The following is a 16,925-nucleotide window of genomic DNA, read 5'->3' as shown; positions in this document are numbered from 1 at the left end:
CGCGAGTCGGAGGTGCCTCCGACTCGCGGGCGCGGAGCGCTACCTCGCGAGCTCACCGCCCTGACGGAAGATGCGCGGGTAGACGCACCGCGCGACCCGGGCAGAGAAGAGGATCGCCTCCTGGTCCTCCGGCTCCGTCAGCCCCGCGAAGAGCCGCTCCATCTCCGCCACGTGGTCCCCGTCCAGCGCGCCGTGGCTGCGCAGGAACGTCACCGACTTGCGGATGTTGGGGATGGTGGACAGCTCCCGCAGCCGCTCGGCCCACAGGCCCGCCCGCGTCTGTGACAGGTACTCCAGCACGTACGCGGTCCCCAGCGCCGCCGTCGCCACGCCCGCGCGGGAGGTGAAGAAGTTCCACCCGGTATAGGCCTTCACCGCGGGGCTGCGCGCCGCCGACTCCACGACCTCCTCCGAGCACCCCAGGTTCTTCAGGTCCGACAGCAGCCACCGGTCGTGCCCCCGCTCCTCCTCGCCCTTCTGGATGAGCAGCGTCGCCAGCTCCGGGAGCCGGCCCTGCTGCCTCAGCCGCACGCCCGCCTCCGCGAGGATGGGCGTGCTCCAGCGGGCGTAGTGGTACGTCTGGATGAGGAAGTGGATGTAGCCCTCCTTGTCGAGGGTGCCCTCGAGGAGGCTTCGAGCGTCGGGCTGCGCGTCCACCGCCGCCACCAGTCCTCGCGCCTCCGCGTCCAGCGCCGCCAACCAATTCGCTCCCACGTGATTCTCCGTCTGGGTGTGCACGTACGTCTCCTGTCCGGTGCCCCTGGGGCTCCCGGTCGCTGCGTGTTGAAGGTGAAGGGAAAGGAACCGCGACCGCCTAGGCGGCCAGGCTCACGCCGTGCTCCAGCGCGTGGAAGCGCGCCAGGGAGTCCGTCGGAATCTCATCGAGCGCCATGACGAGCGGCAGCGTGAACCACTGGAAATACGTGTCGTAGAGGGGCTCGGCGATGAAGCGCGCGCCCATCGTCCTGGCGAAGAGCGCGGGCGCCCGGGGCAGCCGCAGCCCGTCCCATTGCCCCTGCGCCGCCCTCGCCCGCTCCTCGGGCGTGTAGAAGGGGCTGCGGGGCCGTGCCGGGGCGCGACACGTGTCGGGGATGGAGACGCGCCAGTGAGGGCTCAGCCAACCGCGTCGGGCCGCCACCCGCCACGCGAGGCGCGCGTCCTCGGCCGAGTCCGTCTCCAGGTTCGCGGACGCAATCCAGTGCGTCACGCCGCGCCGCCGGCTCTCCGCGTACATGCCCGCCTGCAGCCACGTGACGGCCTCCGAGCGCCGCCACTGGGGCAACACACAGAAGCGCGAGGGCTCCGCGACCAGCCTCCCCGGCTGGAGCAGCCCCGAGAGGTCCACCCGCTGCTCCATCTCGAGCCCCACCTTCCCGCCCAGGTTCGCCGCCACCTCCGCGTTGGGCAGCGCCACGCGCATCGTCGCCACCGGCTCGTCACCGGCATGGACGAGCACGTGCACCGTGGTGTCGAGCGTGTCGACGCACGTCACCTCCCGCCGGGACACCGCGGACTGCTCGGACAACAAGCCCAGCTCTCCGCCGAAGACCGCCCAGCGGATGCGCGCCACGGCATCGAGTTCCTTCTGGGTGGCGGCGACACACCAACGCCAGCGCCCGTGTCTGCACGTCATGGGTACCCCTCCTGGTCACGAAGAGGGTCGGTGTCTCACCGCCCTCTCACGTCCTTTCGTGACGGGAGACCCGAGTTCGACGGCGGAGGAGCGCTGGCGCACGTGGGTGCGCGATATCACCCGGGCGGATTCATCCCCGCCCAGTCGTTCTTCATCCCCCCCGCAGGGGTTGCCACCATCCACGTCGAGTCATCAGCCCGCGCCGCACCCGATGCGGGGAGACATCTTTCGATTTCTCTCCCCGAGAGCCCCCACTTAAGGTGCTTCCTCCATGAGCCCATCCCGCCCGTCCCCCGCGCCCAGGTCCAACAACAAGGTGGTCCTCTTCGCCGGCGCCGCAGTGATGGTCATGGCGGGCGCCCTGGGAGCCGGGGTCATGCTGGGCGGGTCAGGTGGCTCGGCCGGAGACAGTGAGGAGATCGACGTCGGCGCGCTCCAGGAGATGGCCGGCATCCAGGCGCAGCTGGGCTCCCTGAAGCTCTGCAAGGTCCAGTACGGCGTTCGAGGACGGCGGATGAAGTCGGGCTCGCACGAGTCCGTCTGGGTCAGCGCTTGCGAGCAGGACCGGTTCACAGGGGCCCGCATCGACGTCCCCACCGAGCGGCAGGTGCAGCACGTCACCTTCGACCTGGAGCGGACCTCGGTCTCCGAGCCGTGGAAGATCCTGGTCGACAAGAACCGGGTTCCCTTCCCCGACCTCCAGCGCGCGCTCGAGCAGCTCGCCCCGCTCCTCCGAGAGAAGACGCCGGAGGCGCTGACGCGCGCCATCGAAGAGCGCGCGGCAGCGGACCGTCGGCGAGAGGAGAGCGAGGCCGCGGAGCGCGCCCGCCGGGAAGCCGCGAAGGACTCCTATCCGCGGCAGTGACGGGCGCGGGCCCCCGCGGTCGTCACCTCAGGGCGTGGTCACCACCGGGCAGGGCCACCAGGACGGCGGCGAGGCCCGGTCATCCCAGGTGCCATCCCAGTAGTCCTTCAGCATGTACACCTCCGTGTTCGCCACGGAGCAGAAGCGCTCGGGGTGGGGATTCACGTACAGCACCTGGTCATTGCGCGAGATGGAGTGGATGAACGTGCCGCACCGCTGGGTGCTCCCCACGGGCGGAGGCCCCACGGTGGAGGCGCGCACCGTGTCCAGGAGGACTCGAGCGTTGGGCTCCTCGCAGGCGAGCTGCTGGAAGGCCTGGTTCGCCTCCAGATCCATGTCCAGGTCCACCCTGCGCGTCTTCACGGTGCACTCCGTCCCTTCTTCCGTGTAGTGCAGCGTCACCACGGAGTACCCCTGGGGAATCTCCGGGCAGTCCGGGAAGTCGAAGCGGTAGAGCGGGTGGAGCGCGCCCTCGCGGTACAGGATGAAGGACTGCTCCGTCGAGTCCGCGCTGAAGCCCGACTGGAACCCGACGACGATGTCAGGGCTGGAAGTGGCCTCGTTCGACACCCGGTCCAGGGTGCCGTTGCCGTTGCCGTCCACGTAGGCCATCACGTAGGCCATGCCCAGCTTGGAGCCCTCCTCTCCAATCAGTGCCGCGGGATCCGGCAGGCGATTGAGGGACATGCTGAAGGTGTTGGGGAAGTGGCCGTTGACCCTGACGTCCGCGTCGGGGTGGTGGTACGACGTCTTCGGGGCCAATCGCTGGCACCGGGCGAGGCCCTCCGGGTACGTCCGCTGGACCATGCAGTCCACGACGACCTTGGGCCAGACATCCCAGAGGAGCGACGCGCGAATGCGGTCGGAGTTCCCCAGGTCGAAGGTGGAAGAGGCGCGCAGCGTGCCCTCCAGCGTCAGCAGGGCTTCGTCCTCCGCCTCGTCTCCCATGACACCACCGCATCCCGTCAATGCCAGTGCAAGCAGGCTCCACTTCCAGAAACCGCGCTCCCGCATCGTCGTCATATGGCCTTCCTCTCGGACCCGGGCGCAATCCCAGGTCACGTGACAGGCATCAGCCGGCGAACCCGCGCGCCCTCTTCTCGAAGCGCTCGCGCCATCCAGTCGATGCGAGCAAGGAGACGCGTGGACGGACTCACGTGGGACATGCCACCCACGCTCACAGCCCCCAGGTGCAACCCAGCATCAACTGTGGCGCGAGTTGCGTCCTGAGCTTCTCGTCCTCGCGCATCAGCGCGACATGGCCGCCCAGCCGGGCGAAGAGGCCCGTGCGCGCGCTCACCGGGACCTCCGCGGAGAGCGCGGCGAAGGTGGCCGCGCCCGCGCCCGTGCGTGTCCGTCGCGTGGGGAGGCCCAGCTCGCGGCGGCGCTCCGCATCCGGGCTCGTCGCGCGCTGAGCCAGGCCCAGCACACCGAGGCCCGCGTGGGCTCCCATCCAGACTCGCCCCACCGAGCCCGCGAGGCCCAGGCCACTCCACAGCCCCAGCTCCACCTGCTCGAATCTCTGCGCGTTCGTTGCGCCCCGGGTGCCCCCCAGGCTGAGTCCTCCGAGGAAGGACAACCCAAGCCCACCGGAGCTCTCCCTCGCGAGCAGCACTCCCACCTGAGGCCCCCACCCTCCCAGCTGCGTCGACGAGCGGCCCGCGCCCACCGCCGCCTGGAGCCGCCAGTTGCTGGACTCCAGGAGCGCGCCCTTGCGCTGGTGCAGGGCCAGCGTGCGGACCTCCAGCGACGCGGGCTCCAGGCGCTGCTTGTCGCCCCAGGGCAGGTACACCTTGCCGTAGAGCACCTGGGGGCCTCGCCGCACCTGGACCCGATAGCGACCCGCTGGCAGCGCGACGCGCACCGGCTCTTCACCTCGGGGCTCCACCTCCGCCATGACCTGCAACGTGCGCTCGTCCACGAGCACGACGCTGTCTCCCACCCGTGGTGGCAGCTCGAGCTGCGCGTGGGCCCGCGAGAGCGTGGTGAGGAACAGGTCCCCTTCTCCCGCGAGCTGGCTGGACAGCTCCGGGTGCTGCACCGCCGCCGTGGAGGCGTGCGAGCCCGCCAGGGTGCGGTGGTAGACGTGGCCATAGGCCTCCGTGAGCGAGACGCGGCCATCGGCGTCCACGTCCGCCGCGCCCCTCAGGCCTGAAATCAGGTGGTGCGTGAAGAACGAACCCCGGAGGCTGTCCGACTCCTGCGCCACCTCGTGAGCCCCCGCGGATGCGATGAACACGCGCCCCTGCGGTCCCACCTGGCGGAGGAAGGAGATGTCGAACGCGGGCGCGGACTTGAGGCCCTTGGAGCGGCCTCGCACGAGCGCGCCGCTGTGACAGGCGTCCAGCACCGCGACGGTGACGGTGGCGGGGACCTCCGACAGCAGGCGTTGCAGCTCCGCGAGCGGGAGCGCCTCGCCGCCCAGGCGCAGGGCCGACTCGTCACCGTGGCCCGAGTAGAAGAAGAACAGCAGCGTGCGCTCTCCAGCGCGCCGCGCCTCCTCGATGCGGCCTCGCATCCGCGCGAGCCCGAGCTTGAGATTGGAGACGGACTCACCGCGCAGCAGGAGACGACGGTCCTCGGGGACTCCGCCGAGCTGGCCGAAGACGGCGTCCATGCGCTCGGCGTCCTGCTGGGCCCAGCGCAAAGGCTCGTCCGTGTCCCGGCCCAGGTTGTGGCCCACGCTGATGGAGAACCGGCTCTCCGCGCTCGCGACGGAGGTAACGACCAGGGCGAGCAGGACACCGAAGCGCAGCACCGTCCTCATGGCAGCTCCTTGGAGAGGACGTGGACGGTGTGGCGGGTGCCAGGGAGCGGCGTGGGTGACGGTGGGAAGGCCGTCTCCCTCGCCGCGTGCTCCAGCCAGCGCTGGACGGTCTGGGGCGATGGAGCACTCGGGGCATCGGAGGCGAGCACCACCACCAGCGCCTCCTGTTCGGGGGCGTCATCCAGCTCCAGGCTCCCGGGCAGCACCCATCGGCCTGGCCCCATGGACAACGCGCCGCCGGTGGCCTCGAAGCCCTGGAGGGGTGTGACGCGGCCGCGCTCGCTCAGCGCCAGGACATAGAGCGCGCCGCCGTTGACGTCCTCCACCTCCACCCGGACCCGGTCTCCGGGGCGCAACACCACACCGGGCCCCTGCTCGAAGACCGCGTCACCTCGCTTGACGAGCACTCGCGCGGTGAGCCCGCCGCGCACGCGAACCTTCTCCACCTCCTCGAGGGTGACGAGCCGGGGCAGCACCGCCGCGAGCACGACGCCGAGCACCAGCACGGGATGGCTCCAATGCCAGAGCCCGCGCCAGCGGCCCGGACGCGGGGTCTCCAGTCGGGCCCGCACCGGGCCGAAGGGGCGCACGAGGGCGAAGGCGGCCTTCTCGGCCTGGCGCTCCCGCAGGTGCGCCGCGAGTTCGGGCGAGACGCGCGCCGCCTCTTCCACGCGCCGGGCCTCTTCCCGGGAGAGCTCGTCACACAGGTAGCGCTCCAGCAGGAGGTCCGGCACGCCCGGGAAGCGAGGGATGGAGGTGGGGTTCATGCGGGGGCCGTTCCCTTTCGAGGCTCGGTGCGGGGGGCGACCTCCAGGAGTCGCCGCGCGGTGTCGAAGAAGGTCTGCAGCTTGCGCTGCACCGTCTTGCGGGAGACGTCGAGCAGCGTGGCGATCTGCTCCTGCTCCAGCTCGTCGATGAAGCGATGGGCGACGATGCGCTGGACGTCCTCCGGACAGTGCGCGAGGACCCGCCTGACCAGGTCCGCGTCCACCAGAAGCCGCTCCAGCGCGGCCTCCGGCGATGCGCGGGCCTCCGGAAGTGGCGCCAGTCGAGACAGCGCATGGGTGGCCTCGGTGCGCTGGCGGCGCAGCACGGAGAAGCATTGTCGGTCCGCCACGGTGAGCAGCCACGACAAGGCGGAGCCCGCGGCGCGCAGCTGCTTCAGGTTGGAGTGGACGCGCAGGAAGACCTCCTGCGTCGAATCCCAGGCCAGCGCCTCATCGCCGAGCAGTCGCAGACACCGCCGATGCACGGCTTCGCCATAGCGACGGTAGTAGCCCTCGGTCTGCTCGACCTCGTTCGCCGGCTCGCGCACGCACGGACCTCACCCTGGGCCGATTGCCGCCCCCGTCGTCAGTCTCGCCCGGCACGGGCGCCAGCGGGGGCACGTCCCGCCAGGCGAGACGCATGACCCTCATTCCGTGGGACATTTCCCGGGACATTCATTCCCAGCTTGACGGGGAGACGGTCGACACGCTTCGGCGAACGGGACGCGCGACTCGGGGGGGGGCGCTCTCCGCCCCCCTCTCACAAGGACTCACGTCACGTGCATCACAGAGGGTCAGGCCCCCCAATGCATGGCGTGCACGTGTAGCGGATACCCGAGGAGCAGTCTGGGTATGGGATGGAGCTGGTGGGACAGAAGCCCGCCCGACACGGGAGCTGGCAGGTGTACCAGTACGTCGGGGCAAGATCTCCTTGCGAGACGAGGTCCTGGATGGGGGCCTCGGGGGTGAGAGGTTCCGGGGCCTCCGGACCACCGCAAGCGGTGACCCACAGCAGCGCGCACGACAGCAACACGATCTTCTTCATGCATCCTCCGTGACGAGGGACTGCGCTGGGACTGCGGGAGTGAGCCCAGCACATCCTTCACGGAACCCCAAGCCGGTGGGCAACGCACGGCCTGGGCACCGACGGAGGGAAGGCGACGCCTCTTCCCATGAGGAACGGCATCCTGCCTCCCTGGCATCTCCGTCTCCTGGTTGATTCGAGGGATCGCGCAGCAGCGCAGGGGGCAGGAGATCGTTTTCAGAGGTCGGCTCCGCCCTTCCCCCTGTCGGGCAGCCTCCACGTCCATTGGTCTGGGCGCTGGCGCGCCTTGAAACACAGGCATCGGTCCGCCCGGCGCGATTGCCCCGCCTGTCATGTCGTGGCGGGGCAAGCAGTCACCTCCCGCCAGACTCCGTGCGGGACAGTCCGACTTCGCGAAAGATGGATTTCTTCCGGGCAGGCGTCGGAGGAGCTGGTTATCAGGCGTGCCCCATCGGTCGGGAGCCCGCATGGCCGGCTCCCCTCCTTCCAGGAGGCACACATGAAGATCGGCATCATCGGAGCGGGCCACATCGGCGCCACGCTGGCGCGCAAGTGGGTGAAGCTGGGCCACCAGGTCTCCCTGGCGAACTCGCGGGGACCGGACTCGATTCGGGAGCTCGCGGCGGAGATCGGCGCGACGGCCGTCACGGCGGCCCAGGCGGCGAAGAGCGGCGAGGTCGTGGTCGTCACCATCCCCCAGCGCGCGGTGATGGACCTGCCCAAGGACCTCTTCCAGGGCGTGCCCGCCGACGTGGTCATCATCGATACCGGCAACTACTACCCGACCCGGGACGGCGCCATCCCCGAGCTCGAGCAAGGCAGGACGGAGAGCGTCTGGGTCAGCGAGCGGCTCGGCAGGCCGGTGGTCAAGGCCTTCAACAACATCTACTCCCAATCCCTCGCGGACAAGAGCCAGCCTCCGGGCACGCCCGGCCGCGTCGCGCTCCCCGTCGCCGGCGCCCCCGAGGCCAAGGCGAAGGTCCTGCGCCTCATCGACGAGCTCGGCTTCGACCCGGTCGACGCCGGAGACCTCGAGGGCTCCTGGCGCCAGCAGCCGGGCACGCCCTGCTACACCCAGGACCTCGACGCCCCGAAGCTGAAGGCCGCCCTCGCCGCCTCCGACCGCGGCCGCATCCCCGAGTACCGGAAGGCCGCGGATGACGCGGCGAAGCCCTTCTTCCTCGCGGCGGCCCAGCGAAAGCCCTGACGCGCGTCGGGAAGAAAGCACCGCCGCCCGCAGCCAGCTTTCGGCGGGCTGTGCGTATCCATGGTGGACCGAGGCACTCGCGGCAACCGGCACACGGTCCGCGAGCGCCTGGCGGCTGATCAGTCGCTGGAAGCAGGTGACCCTCCTCAGCAGCAGCCAGCCGTGGAAGGTCTGGAACGAGTCCGGCAACAGCTGGTGCAACTGGCCGTCGCCTTCGACCGCCGGCTGCGACACCAACTCGGAGTGGTCGAGCATCGTGCTGGATCCGTCGACCCGCTTCCTCTTCAGCAAGTCGAAGGGCCTCTTCGGAACCCATACCGACGTGTATGAGCTCTCGAACCTCTCGGCGCGGCTCACCGGCGGGGATCGCGTGACGTTCCGCTGGGTCCAGGACTGAGCGGCGCCACCGCGCTCACTTCGACAGTCGCAGCACCGCTTGCACCGCGCGCTCGGTTCCGTCCACGCCCTCCAGCGAGGACGCAAGCGCGCGGGCCCGGGTCGTGACGGCGGGCTCCAGGAGCCGGGAGAGCGCGCTCGCGACGGAGGAGGCCTCCAGCGCCGAGGGAAGCACCACGCTCCCCACGCCGAGCCGCTCCACGCGGCGCGCATTCGCGAGCTGATCCCCACCGAAGGGAATCACCACCATGGGGCGACCCGCGGCGAGCGACTCCTGGACGGTGTTGTTCCCGCCGTGTGTCACCACCAAGTCCACGCGCCGCAGCAGGGGCACCTGGGGCACCTGACGGAACACGAGCGTGCGCGGGCCCGCGCGTCGCTCCAGCCGCCCGAAGCTGGCGCCCGCGCTGACGACGGTGTGGACGTCGTGTCGCGCCAGTCCGTCGAGGATGGCGTCGAACACGCGGGGCTGGCCGTTGAACACCGTCCCCAGCGACACGTACACGTGGCGACGTCCGGGCTGGAGGGAGCGCAGCGCGGGGTCGTCCCGGTCCGCGTCCCGCGCCCGGGGAAGACAGGGGCCGGTCATCTCCACGGGCCCCGTGAGCGGCTTCAGCCCGGGCTCCAGCTCCGGAAGGGTGGCCAGCAGGTTGAGGTCGTCGGAGATGGGCGCGGAGAGCAAACCGCCAGGGCGCAGGCGCACGCCCAACGCGCGCGCATCCCTGGCGACCCGGGCATCGAACCACGCGCCGAGCGCCTGGGTGGCCTGCTCCGCGCGCGCCCAGGTCTCGTCGCGAGGCGCGTCGTCCGGCAGGCCGCTGCCGAAGGGAGACGCACCCTCCACGGGGAAAGGCAGCGCGGAGTGGTAGAACGCCGCGTAGGGCCGCCTCGTCAGCCGGGCCGCGAGCAGTGCCGCGGGCATGAGGTAGTCGCCGAGCACCACGTCGATGCCGGACGCCTCGATTTCCCGGGCGAGGTGGCGGGCCTGCGACTTCATCCCGGCGGTGAACAGACGCAGCGCCAGGGCCAGCTCGTCGACGCCCCGAGCGTGCGGAATACGGGCGCCGTACCAGAGCATGGCGGGTGCGGGCTGGAGCCGGATGAGCCGCAGGCCGTCGCGCTGGATGGCCTGGGGCAGCGTCGTCGCCACGCGCAGGGGCTCCGGCCAGAGGTTCGAGAAAGGGAGCGGCGGCGCGGCGAGCGCCATCGCGACGTCGTGCCCCAGCTCGCGCAGCCGCACGCCCATGGCGCGCAGGGCGTTGGTGTGGCCCGCCGTGGGGTGGGCCGCCATGAGGATCTTCGACATGGGGGACGCTTATCACCGAGCTGTCCCACCGTGGAAACCCCCATGTCGCCTCGTGGGAAACCACCAGGCCTCCTCGCCCTTCCATGCCTCCAATCGATGTCTTTGTTTTGTTCGGAACCTTGCGGGACCCTGACGGATATCAATGAATAACAACTCTTGATATGCCTTTGCCAATCCCTGTCATTCGCCCCACGTTCCTCCCCAGGGACGGACACGCGTGCACTGGCACGGCCGCTCTCACCGCAGTCCCACCCCCAGAGGTAGACCATGTCACGACGTCTTTGCAGACATGCTGCTCCCTTGTCGTTGCTGCTCACCGTGAGCCTCGCCCTGGCTGGATGCCAGAAGGAGACTCCCCAGGACTCCGGGCAGAGCCCCACCGAGGCGCCGGGCCCGAACGAGCTGCGCCCCGGAGACCTGTCCCAGGTGCGAGCACTGGCCGCGAGGCACGGTGGTGTCGTCGCGCTGGACCTGTCCGACGAGGCCCAGTACCGCTTCCTCCGCGCCCGGGTAGCGGCCGCGGGAAAGACCCCGGAGAAGTATCCCCAGTTCTTCGCCATGCTCCAGTCGGTGCGCGAGCGCCACGCCGCGCGCAGGCAGGGCGTGAGCGCCCAGGTCTCCGCGGAGGCCCCCAGGGACCACTTGATCGGCAAGGTCATCGTCGGGCCGGACGGGAGGACTTTCGAGGCGACGGCGTTCTCCACCGTGCAGGGAGGCGCGGACTACAGCTTCCTGGACGTGGTGGTCTGGGACGAGACCCAGCAGAACCAGGTGTCTGACTATGGATGGGGCGAGGTCTATGCCGATGGGCGCAAGCTGTGGGCCCGCGCCACGGGAGTGCTCCCGCTGACCCGGGATCCGCTGCTCTATGTCGACTCGGCCAGCCTGGTCTCCTTCGGTGGCCAGGAGTACGTCCTCTACAAGTCGGCCACTGTCTCGCCGTCGCCGGGCTGCGACATCGTCCACCCCAGGGACCTGGCACCCGCCGCGAGGCCGGACAACATCGTCACCATCTGCCTGCAGCGCAACAACGGCGATTGTGACTACCCGCTGGTCAACTTCCAGCAGGTGCAGATTCCGCTGAAGGGGACGATGACCTTCCCCTTCCCGGTGACGAGCATCAACAACACGCCGGGCACGTACGCCAAGCTCGTCGAGGAGAGCGGTGGTCCTCGGGAGATGGCCTTCGGCACCTTCTTCAACTGGCTGACCATCAACCCCTCGGACCCACGGCAGGTGCAGTGGGACATCCCCCAGAACCAGGGCGTCTTCACCGGGGTCTTCTTCCAGCCCTACGAGGACGTGGACCTGTTCATGAGCATCGACGTGACCATGAACCGCCTGGGGAGGCCCACGCAGGTCACCAAGCAGTTCTCCTCGTCGCCCACCTTCACGCCGAGCATGGTGTGCATGCCGAAGATCCAGATCTCCTACAGCTGTCTGGCGGCGGGCACCCAGGTGAAGCTCGCGGGAGGAAAGAGCGCCCCCATCGAGCGCATCGCCCAGGGAGCCCGCGTGGTGACGGACGGCTCGGGCCAGGCGCTGCGTGTGGCGGACACGACGGTGGGCACCGAGAGCATCGAGATGGTCCGCCTCCGCGACGACGTGGGCCATGACCTGCTCTTGACGGGCACCCACCCGGTGATGACGCCGGACCGCGGGGTGGTGTGGGCGGAGGAGCTGAAGGTCGGCAACCGCGTCCTCACCGACTCGGGCATCTCCACCCTGGTGAAGGCGGACCGCGAGATGTTCGCGGGTGCCGTGCACAACCTGAAGCTCGACCGGAGCTCGCTCCAGGAGAAGCGCGAGGCCAAGGGCAGCACGCTGTACGCCAACGGCTTCCTGGTCGGCGACGTCACCATGCAGCGCGCCTACGAGTTCAAGGACCGGGCGGCGCTGACGGCGGAGCTGCTCGCGCGGCTCCCCGCGCGGTGGCAGGTGGACTACCAGAGCAGCCTGAAGGCGGGGACGCTCCCCTCGGGCCGATGAGGACGTGAGGGCGGTCGCGCTCGGGCCGCCCTCACCCACCTTGCATTCCAGTCATCGCGAGCGGGGCCGCGAGCTACACTCGCCGCGACACCCGACTCGTGGAGGCTGGACCCTCTTGATGCACCTGCGCAACGTCACGGACGAAGACCTCCCCCTCTTCTTCGAGCACCAACGCGACCCGGTCGCGCTGCACATGGCCGCCTTCCCGTCCCGGGAGCGCGAGGCCTTCATGACGCACTGGCGCACGAAGGTCCTCCGCCCCGAGAACGTCACCCGCACCATCGTCGTCGACGGACGGGTCGCCGGGTACATCAGCAGCTGGGAGCAGAACGGCGAGCGGCTCATCGCCTATTGGATTGGCAGGGAGCACTGGGGCCGGGGCATCGCGACCCGCGCGCTCTCGGAGTTCCTGACGGTGGAGCCGACACGTCCGCTGCACGCGTGCGTCGCCGTCCACAACGTCGGCTCCGTCCGCGTCCTAAAGAAGTGTGGCTTCCGCGCGGAGCCCCAGGACCACCCGCAGGTCGTGGACGGCGTCGCCGAGCTCTTCATGACCCTGAGCCCGTAGCCACGACGTTTCCAGACAGCCCTTCGTCCGAGGTCCTCGTTCGACCTCGGACACGCGCGCGCCACACCCCGCGAGGCTGTCCGCGCAGCAACGCTCGACTCCTGAGAATCCCTGTCACGCCCGTGCGCGGTGCCTACCGTCGTCGTCCGCTCGGCTCTCGCCCCATTCCTGGCGCGAGTCGCTCCGGAGGGCGGCATCGGCCCATGTCGCCCCGTCATCTCCCGACGAGGAGGACCCATGTCGTCGCACGGCCTCAACCGCTTCGCCCTTCCCTTCCTGTTCATCCTCGCGTCCGCCCTGCTGTTCCCGTCGCCAGGCCAGGGCGCGGAAACGCGCTACGCCTCCCGCAAGCCCGCCCCCTGTGGCGTCAACCGCGAGCTGTACCTGGGCACCTACAAGGGGCGCGTGTTCAAGGAATGGCAGACACCCCTCACCGACGCGCAGCTCAAGGACCCGCTGGTCCGCATGGCCAATGACGCCCTGCTCAAGAACAACTACACGCTCACCGTGCGCTTCCACCGCGATGAGCGGGGCGCCTACTGGGCGGACACCCACGTGCAGTTCGACAGCCTGACCCCGGATACCGCGGGCCCCAGCCACAGGGACACCAGCGACTACGTGCTCGACCTGGAGCGCTCCCCCGCCAAGGTGGAGTTCATCGTCACCCGCCGCCCCGCCAAGTCCTACCCCGTCCGCCCCCAGGAGCCACCCCGCACCGTCGGAATCGAGAAGACCACCTCCCACTCCAAACCCCTCCAGCACACGCTCGTCTTCAAGGAGACACTCGCCCTGGAGGCCCTGGACTGCGACAGCACGGGCGTCCCCCAGCGACTGCTCTTCACCCGGACCGTCGGCGGCTATCAGCCCATCGTCGAGACGCGGGAGCTGTTCCGGGTGAAATAGCCTGGAAATGTCCGGCGTTGAGGGGACGCGGCGCCTTTGGCCCTCTCAGTCCTGAAGGACGCTTTCGTCCCGGCCGACCCCCGTTTGACAGGGAGGGGAATCGACTGACAAAGAGACCTTCATGGACCTGTTCCCCTCCGCATGGCAGCTCTGGGTCGCCGCCGCCCTCGTCTTCGGGGTGCTGGAGCTGAAGCTGACCGGCTTCGGGCTCGTGTGGTTCTCGGCCGGGGCGCTCGTCGCCTCGCTCGCCGCGGGCCTGGGGCTGACCTTCATCGTCCAGCTCGGGCTCTTCAGCGCCGTGGCCATCGGGTTGATCACCGCCTCGCGCACCCTGTTCAAGAACGTTTTCATGCGGGATGCCTCGCACTTGAAGACGGGCATCGAGGCCATGGTCGGTCAGGAGGCCGTGGTGACGGAGGCCATCGACGCGCCCCACGGGGGCACGGTGCGCATCAACGGCGAGCTGTGGATGGCCCGCTCGCTGACGGGCGCCATCCTCGCGGGCGAGCTGGTCACCGTGGAGCAGGTCGAAGGACTCAAGCTTTGGGTGCGCCGCCCCTCGGCGACGCTGTCATCGGTTCCCCCCGGGGAACAGAACCAGGAGAAGCGCTGATGGACGCAGGGACGGTCGTACTTCTACTCGCCGTGGTGGGCGCGCTGGGCTTCCTGCTCTACACCTGCGTGCGCATCGTTCCCCAGGCCAAGGTCATGGTGGTGGAGCGTCTGGGCAAGTTCCACGACGTGGCCACCAGCGGGCTGAACATCCTCATCCCGTTCATCGACAGCCCCCGCCCCATCGAGATGCGCACGGGCAACCGCTACATGCGCAGCACCATGGTGGACCTGCGCGAGCAGGTCATGGGCTTCGAGACGGTGCAGGTCATCACCCACGACAACGTCAACATGGAGGTCGGCTCGGTCATCTACTACCAGATCGTCGACCCCGCGAAGGCGCTGTACCAGGTGGAGAACCTGGCGCTGGCGATCGAGCAGCTCACGATGACGAACCTGCGCAACGTCATGGGCGGCCTGACGCTGGACCAGACGCTGACCAGCCGCGAGACGGTGAACACGCGCCTGCGCATGGTGCTGGACGAGGCCACGGAGAAGTGGGGCGTGAAGGTGACGCGCGTGGAGCTGCGTGAGATCGAGCCGCCCCAGGCCATCAAGTCCGCCATGGCCAAGCAGATGACCGCCGAGCGCGAGCGCCGCGCCGAGGTGACCAAGGCCGAGGGCGACAAGGCCGCCGCCATCCTCCAGGCCGAGGGCGAGAAGATCTCCCGAATCCTGCGCGCCGAGGCCGAGCGCGACGCGGAGATTGCCCGCGCCGAGGGCCACAAGCGCGCCACCATGCTGGAGGCCGAGGGCAAGGCGGAGGCCACGCGCCTCACCTTCGAGGCCATCCACAACGGCCGCGCCACCCCCGAGGTGCTCGCGCTGCGCTACATGGAGACCCTCCAGGAGATGAGCAAGGGGGACAACAAGATGTTCATCCCCTACGAGGCCACCGCCACGCTCGGCGCCGTCTCCGCGCTCAAGGAGGTCTTCTTCAAGGACGAGGAGGCCGCCAAGGCGAAGGTCCCCGCGCAGCGGCAGGTGCCCACCGCCGCGGCCCTCAGCGCGCAGGCGATTGCCCGGGGCAACGTGCTCTCCGAGTCCGCCACGCTCGCCGGCGTCCCCGCCGTGCCGCCTCGGCGCCCTCGCCCGCCCACCGAGCAGGACGAGTAGCCGCCGCTGTCTGGAAGGCTTCACGCCCGCCGTCGGACCTGGACGGCGGGCACGTCGTGGTTGCAATCCACCCCGGCGAGCGTCATAGATTGAAGGCACGCATCCACCGGAGGGCCTGACAACCCCTCCCTACGCGAGGTCGATTCACCCTTGAGGCAGAACCGCTGAGTCCCAGGTCGTTCGAGTCGTCATCGCGCTGAGCCGCCTCGTGCGTGCTCGCGCCCTGGATTCAGGAGTTCGCCTCATATGTCATCCCTCCGCGCGCATCGCGTGTCGTACGCCTATTCCGACGCTGTCACCGTCCTCTCCGAAGTCGACTTCCACCTGCCCACGGGCTGGACGGGCCTGGTGGGCGCCAATGGCGCGGGCAAGTCCACGCTCCTCCGCCTGCTGGCCGGAGAGCTGACGCCCACCGAGGGGCATCTCCAGTTCGAGCCGCCCTCCCCCACCCTGCGGCTGTGCCGTCAGGAGGTCGAGGCGCTCACGCCCGACATCACCGAGTTCGCCGAGTCGTGGGACTCGCTCGCGCGGCGGCTGCATGGACAGCTGGGCCTGGACGTCTCCGCGCTGGAGCGCTGGTCCACGCTGTCACCGGGAGAGCGCAAGCGCTGGCAGGTGGGCGCGGCGCTCGCGGCCGAGCCACACGTGCTGCTGCTCGACGAGCCCACCAACCACCTGGACGCCGAGGCCCGGGCCTGGCTCGTCTCCGCGCTCAAGCGCTTCAAGGGCGTGGGCGTGGTGGTGTCACATGACCGGCCGCTGCTCGAGTCACTCACCACGAACACCTTGCGCGTGCACGGCGGCGACGCGCGGCTGTGGCCCGGGGCCTACCTGGCGGCGAGGCAGCACTGGGAGGCCGAGCGTGAAGCCGAGCTGGGCGCCTATCAGCAGGCCAGAGCGGAGCAGAAGCGCACGGCCCGGATGCTGGACCAGGCCCGGCGCGAGCAGGCCTCCGCGGACGCGGCGCGCAGCACCCGCAAGCGGCTCAAGGACAAGAACGACAACGACGCGCGCTCCATGGGCGCGTCCGTCGTCGCGGGCTGGGCGGAGAACCATGCGGGCCGCCGCGTGGGCATCCTCCGCCGGGAGCTGGAGCGGGTCAGCGACGCGGTGGGCGAGTTCCACGCGGACAAGACGATGGGCCGCTCCGTCTTCGTCGACTACGTGCGCTCGCCCAACCCGTGGCTCATCACGCTGGACGTGCCGGAGCTGCGCGCGGGGGACGTGCCGCTGCTGGGGCCGGTGAAGCTGTCGGTGGGCCGCGAGGCGCGCGTGCGAATCGAGGGTCCCAATGGCGCGGGCAAGAGCACCCTGGTGCGCGCGCTGCTGGAGAACACCCGCGTGCCGCGCGAGCGCATCCTGTACCTGCCGCAGGACGTGGGCGCCGAGGAGGCCCGGGCCACCCTGGACGCGGTGCGCGCGCTGCCTCCCGAGGAGAAGGGCCGCGTGCTGTCCCTCGTCGCCGCGCTCGGCGTGGACCCGGAGCGGCTGCTCGGCTCGGAGCAGCCGTCCCCGGGTGAGGTGCGCAAGCTGCTCATCGCGCGGGGCCTGGGTCAGCACGCCTGGGCGCTGGTGCTCGACGAGCCCACCAACCACCTGGACCTGCCCTCCATCGAGCGACTGGAGGCGGCCCTGCGCGAGTACCCCGGCGCGCTGCTGCTGGTGAGCCACGACTCCACCTTCGCGCGCGCCTGCACCAGCGAGTGCTGGCGCGTGGAGCACGGACAGGTGGAGGTGACGAGCGGGTGAGC

Annotated in this window: 16 protein-coding genes; 9 read left to right on the top strand and 7 right to left on the bottom strand. The window is 69.9% G+C overall.

What is annotated here, in order from left to right:
* Positions 1-39: 39 nt before the first annotated feature.
* Entirely contained in the window at positions 40-738 is a 699-nt protein-coding gene (locus AC6JA9_RS20770) for an iron-containing redox enzyme family protein (RefSeq protein ID WP_267696299.1), read from the bottom strand.
* Positions 739-814: 76 nt separating this feature from the next.
* Positions 815-1,633, bottom strand: coding sequence for a GNAT family N-acyltransferase (locus tag AC6JA9_RS20765; protein WP_223783193.1), 819 nt, complete (start codon positions 1,631-1,633; stop codon positions 815-817).
* 271 nt (positions 1,634-1,904) lie between these two features.
* On the opposite strand from AC6JA9_RS20765, the gene AC6JA9_RS20760 reads away from it, so the two are divergent.
* On the top strand, positions 1,905-2,498 hold the full coding sequence (locus AC6JA9_RS20760) for a hypothetical protein (RefSeq protein ID WP_223748759.1): 594 nt from the start codon (positions 1,905-1,907) through the stop codon (positions 2,496-2,498).
* A 27-nt stretch (positions 2,499-2,525) separates the two neighbouring features.
* Here the strand turns inward: AC6JA9_RS20760 and AC6JA9_RS20755 are convergent, their stop codons facing one another.
* The 4 genes from AC6JA9_RS20755 to AC6JA9_RS20740 form a co-directional block, all read right to left on the bottom strand.
* A complete protein-coding gene (locus tag AC6JA9_RS20755; RefSeq protein WP_223748760.1) occupies positions 2,526-3,446 on the bottom strand; it encodes a hypothetical protein in 921 nt (306 codons plus the stop codon).
* Positions 3,447-3,675: 229 nt separating this feature from the next.
* On the bottom strand, positions 3,676-5,265 hold the full coding sequence (locus AC6JA9_RS20750) for a caspase family protein (RefSeq protein WP_267696300.1): 1,590 nt from the start codon (positions 5,263-5,265) through the stop codon (positions 3,676-3,678).
* On the bottom strand, positions 5,262-6,032 hold the full coding sequence (locus AC6JA9_RS20745; protein WP_473565519.1) for a hypothetical protein: 771 nt from the start codon (positions 6,030-6,032) through the stop codon (positions 5,262-5,264). The genes AC6JA9_RS20750 and AC6JA9_RS20745 overlap by 4 nt, the downstream gene beginning before the upstream one ends.
* A complete protein-coding gene (locus AC6JA9_RS20740) occupies positions 6,029-6,580 on the bottom strand; it encodes an RNA polymerase sigma factor (protein ID WP_141332539.1) in 552 nt (183 codons plus the stop codon). Before AC6JA9_RS20740 ends, AC6JA9_RS20745 begins: the two co-directional genes overlap by 4 nt.
* A gap of 624 nt (positions 6,581-7,204) precedes the next feature.
* Here AC6JA9_RS20740 and AC6JA9_RS20735 point away from each other — a divergent pair.
* Together AC6JA9_RS20735 and AC6JA9_RS20730 are read left to right on the top strand one after the other, a co-directional pair.
* A complete protein-coding gene (locus AC6JA9_RS20735) occupies positions 7,205-8,284 on the top strand; it encodes an NADPH-dependent F420 reductase (protein ID WP_497960526.1) in 1,080 nt (359 codons plus the stop codon).
* Positions 8,235-8,681 carry a hypothetical protein gene (locus AC6JA9_RS20730; protein WP_497960849.1) on the top strand — a complete coding sequence of 149 codons (447 nt, stop codon included), beginning with the start codon at positions 8,235-8,237 and terminating at the stop codon, positions 8,679-8,681. Before AC6JA9_RS20735 ends, AC6JA9_RS20730 begins: the two co-directional genes overlap by 50 nt.
* 15 nt (positions 8,682-8,696) lie before the next feature.
* On the opposite strand, the gene AC6JA9_RS20725 is transcribed toward AC6JA9_RS20730, so the two are convergent.
* Entirely contained in the window at positions 8,697-9,986 is a 1,290-nt protein-coding gene (locus AC6JA9_RS20725) for a glycosyltransferase (RefSeq protein WP_497960524.1), read from the bottom strand.
* Between the two features lie 267 nt (positions 9,987-10,253).
* On the opposite strand from AC6JA9_RS20725, the gene AC6JA9_RS20720 reads away from it, so the two are divergent.
* From AC6JA9_RS20720 to AC6JA9_RS20695, 6 genes are all read left to right on the top strand, one after another.
* Entirely contained in the window at positions 10,254-11,975 is a 1,722-nt protein-coding gene (locus tag AC6JA9_RS20720; protein WP_497960522.1) for a Hint domain-containing protein, read from the top strand.
* Between the two features lie 118 nt (positions 11,976-12,093).
* Positions 12,094-12,543 (top strand): GNAT family N-acetyltransferase, encoded by a 450-nt coding sequence (locus tag AC6JA9_RS20715; RefSeq protein WP_497960520.1) that lies wholly within the window; start codon positions 12,094-12,096, stop codon positions 12,541-12,543.
* 237 nt (positions 12,544-12,780) lie between these two features.
* Complete coding sequence (locus AC6JA9_RS20710; protein ID WP_223748767.1) at positions 12,781-13,446, top strand: hypothetical protein; 666 nt, start codon at positions 12,781-12,783, stop codon at positions 13,444-13,446.
* A 121-nt stretch (positions 13,447-13,567) separates the two neighbouring features.
* On the top strand, positions 13,568-14,059 hold the full coding sequence (locus AC6JA9_RS20705; RefSeq protein ID WP_223748768.1) for an NfeD family protein: 492 nt from the start codon (positions 13,568-13,570) through the stop codon (positions 14,057-14,059).
* Complete coding sequence (locus AC6JA9_RS20700) at positions 14,059-15,174, top strand: SPFH domain-containing protein (RefSeq protein WP_223748769.1); 1,116 nt, start codon at positions 14,059-14,061, stop codon at positions 15,172-15,174. Before AC6JA9_RS20705 ends, AC6JA9_RS20700 begins: the two co-directional genes overlap by 1 nt.
* A gap of 246 nt (positions 15,175-15,420) precedes the next feature.
* The gene (locus tag AC6JA9_RS20695) at positions 15,421-16,923 is read left to right on the top strand and encodes an ATP-binding cassette domain-containing protein (protein ID WP_497960517.1); all 1,503 of its coding nucleotides are present in this window, start codon (positions 15,421-15,423) and stop codon (positions 16,921-16,923) included.
* Positions 16,924-16,925: the final 2 nt, after the last annotated feature.

It is taken from the genome of Myxococcus sp. MH1 (assembly GCF_059738865.1).
This window is presented reverse-complemented; position numbering and strand designations above follow the sequence as displayed.

Coding starts and splice junctions, on each gene's coding strand:
- AC6JA9_RS20705 (WP_223748768.1), top strand. CDS start 13,568: ATGGACCTGTTCCCCTCCGCATGGCAGCTCTGGGTCGCCGCCGCCCTC.
- AC6JA9_RS20715 (WP_497960520.1), top strand. CDS start 12,094: ATGCACCTGCGCAACGTCACGGACGAAGACCTCCCCCTCTTCTTCGAG.
- AC6JA9_RS20700 (WP_223748769.1), top strand. CDS start 14,059: ATGGACGCAGGGACGGTCGTACTTCTACTCGCCGTGGTGGGCGCGCTG.
- AC6JA9_RS20735 (WP_497960526.1), top strand. CDS start 7,205: ATGAGGAACGGCATCCTGCCTCCCTGGCATCTCCGTCTCCTGGTTGAT.
- AC6JA9_RS20710 (WP_223748767.1), top strand. CDS start 12,781: ATGTCGTCGCACGGCCTCAACCGCTTCGCCCTTCCCTTCCTGTTCATC.
- AC6JA9_RS20745 (WP_473565519.1), bottom strand. CDS start 6,032: ATGAACCCCACCTCCATCCCTCGCTTCCCGGGCGTGCCGGACCTCCTG.
- AC6JA9_RS20755 (WP_223748760.1), bottom strand. CDS start 3,446: ATGGGAGACGAGGCGGAGGACGAAGCCCTGCTGACGCTGGAGGGCACG.
- AC6JA9_RS20750 (WP_267696300.1), bottom strand. CDS start 5,265: ATGAGGACGGTGCTGCGCTTCGGTGTCCTGCTCGCCCTGGTCGTTACC.
- AC6JA9_RS20725 (WP_497960524.1), bottom strand. CDS start 9,986: ATGTCGAAGATCCTCATGGCGGCCCACCCCACGGCGGGCCACACCAAC.
- AC6JA9_RS20765 (WP_223783193.1), bottom strand. CDS start 1,633: ATGACGTGCAGACACGGGCGCTGGCGTTGGTGTGTCGCCGCCACCCAG.
- AC6JA9_RS20730 (WP_497960849.1), top strand. CDS start 8,235: ATGACGCGGCGAAGCCCTTCTTCCTCGCGGCGGCCCAGCGAAAGCCCT.
- AC6JA9_RS20720 (WP_497960522.1), top strand. CDS start 10,254: ATGTCACGACGTCTTTGCAGACATGCTGCTCCCTTGTCGTTGCTGCTC.
- AC6JA9_RS20760 (WP_223748759.1), top strand. CDS start 1,905: ATGAGCCCATCCCGCCCGTCCCCCGCGCCCAGGTCCAACAACAAGGTG.
- AC6JA9_RS20695 (WP_497960517.1), top strand. CDS start 15,421: ATGTCATCCCTCCGCGCGCATCGCGTGTCGTACGCCTATTCCGACGCT.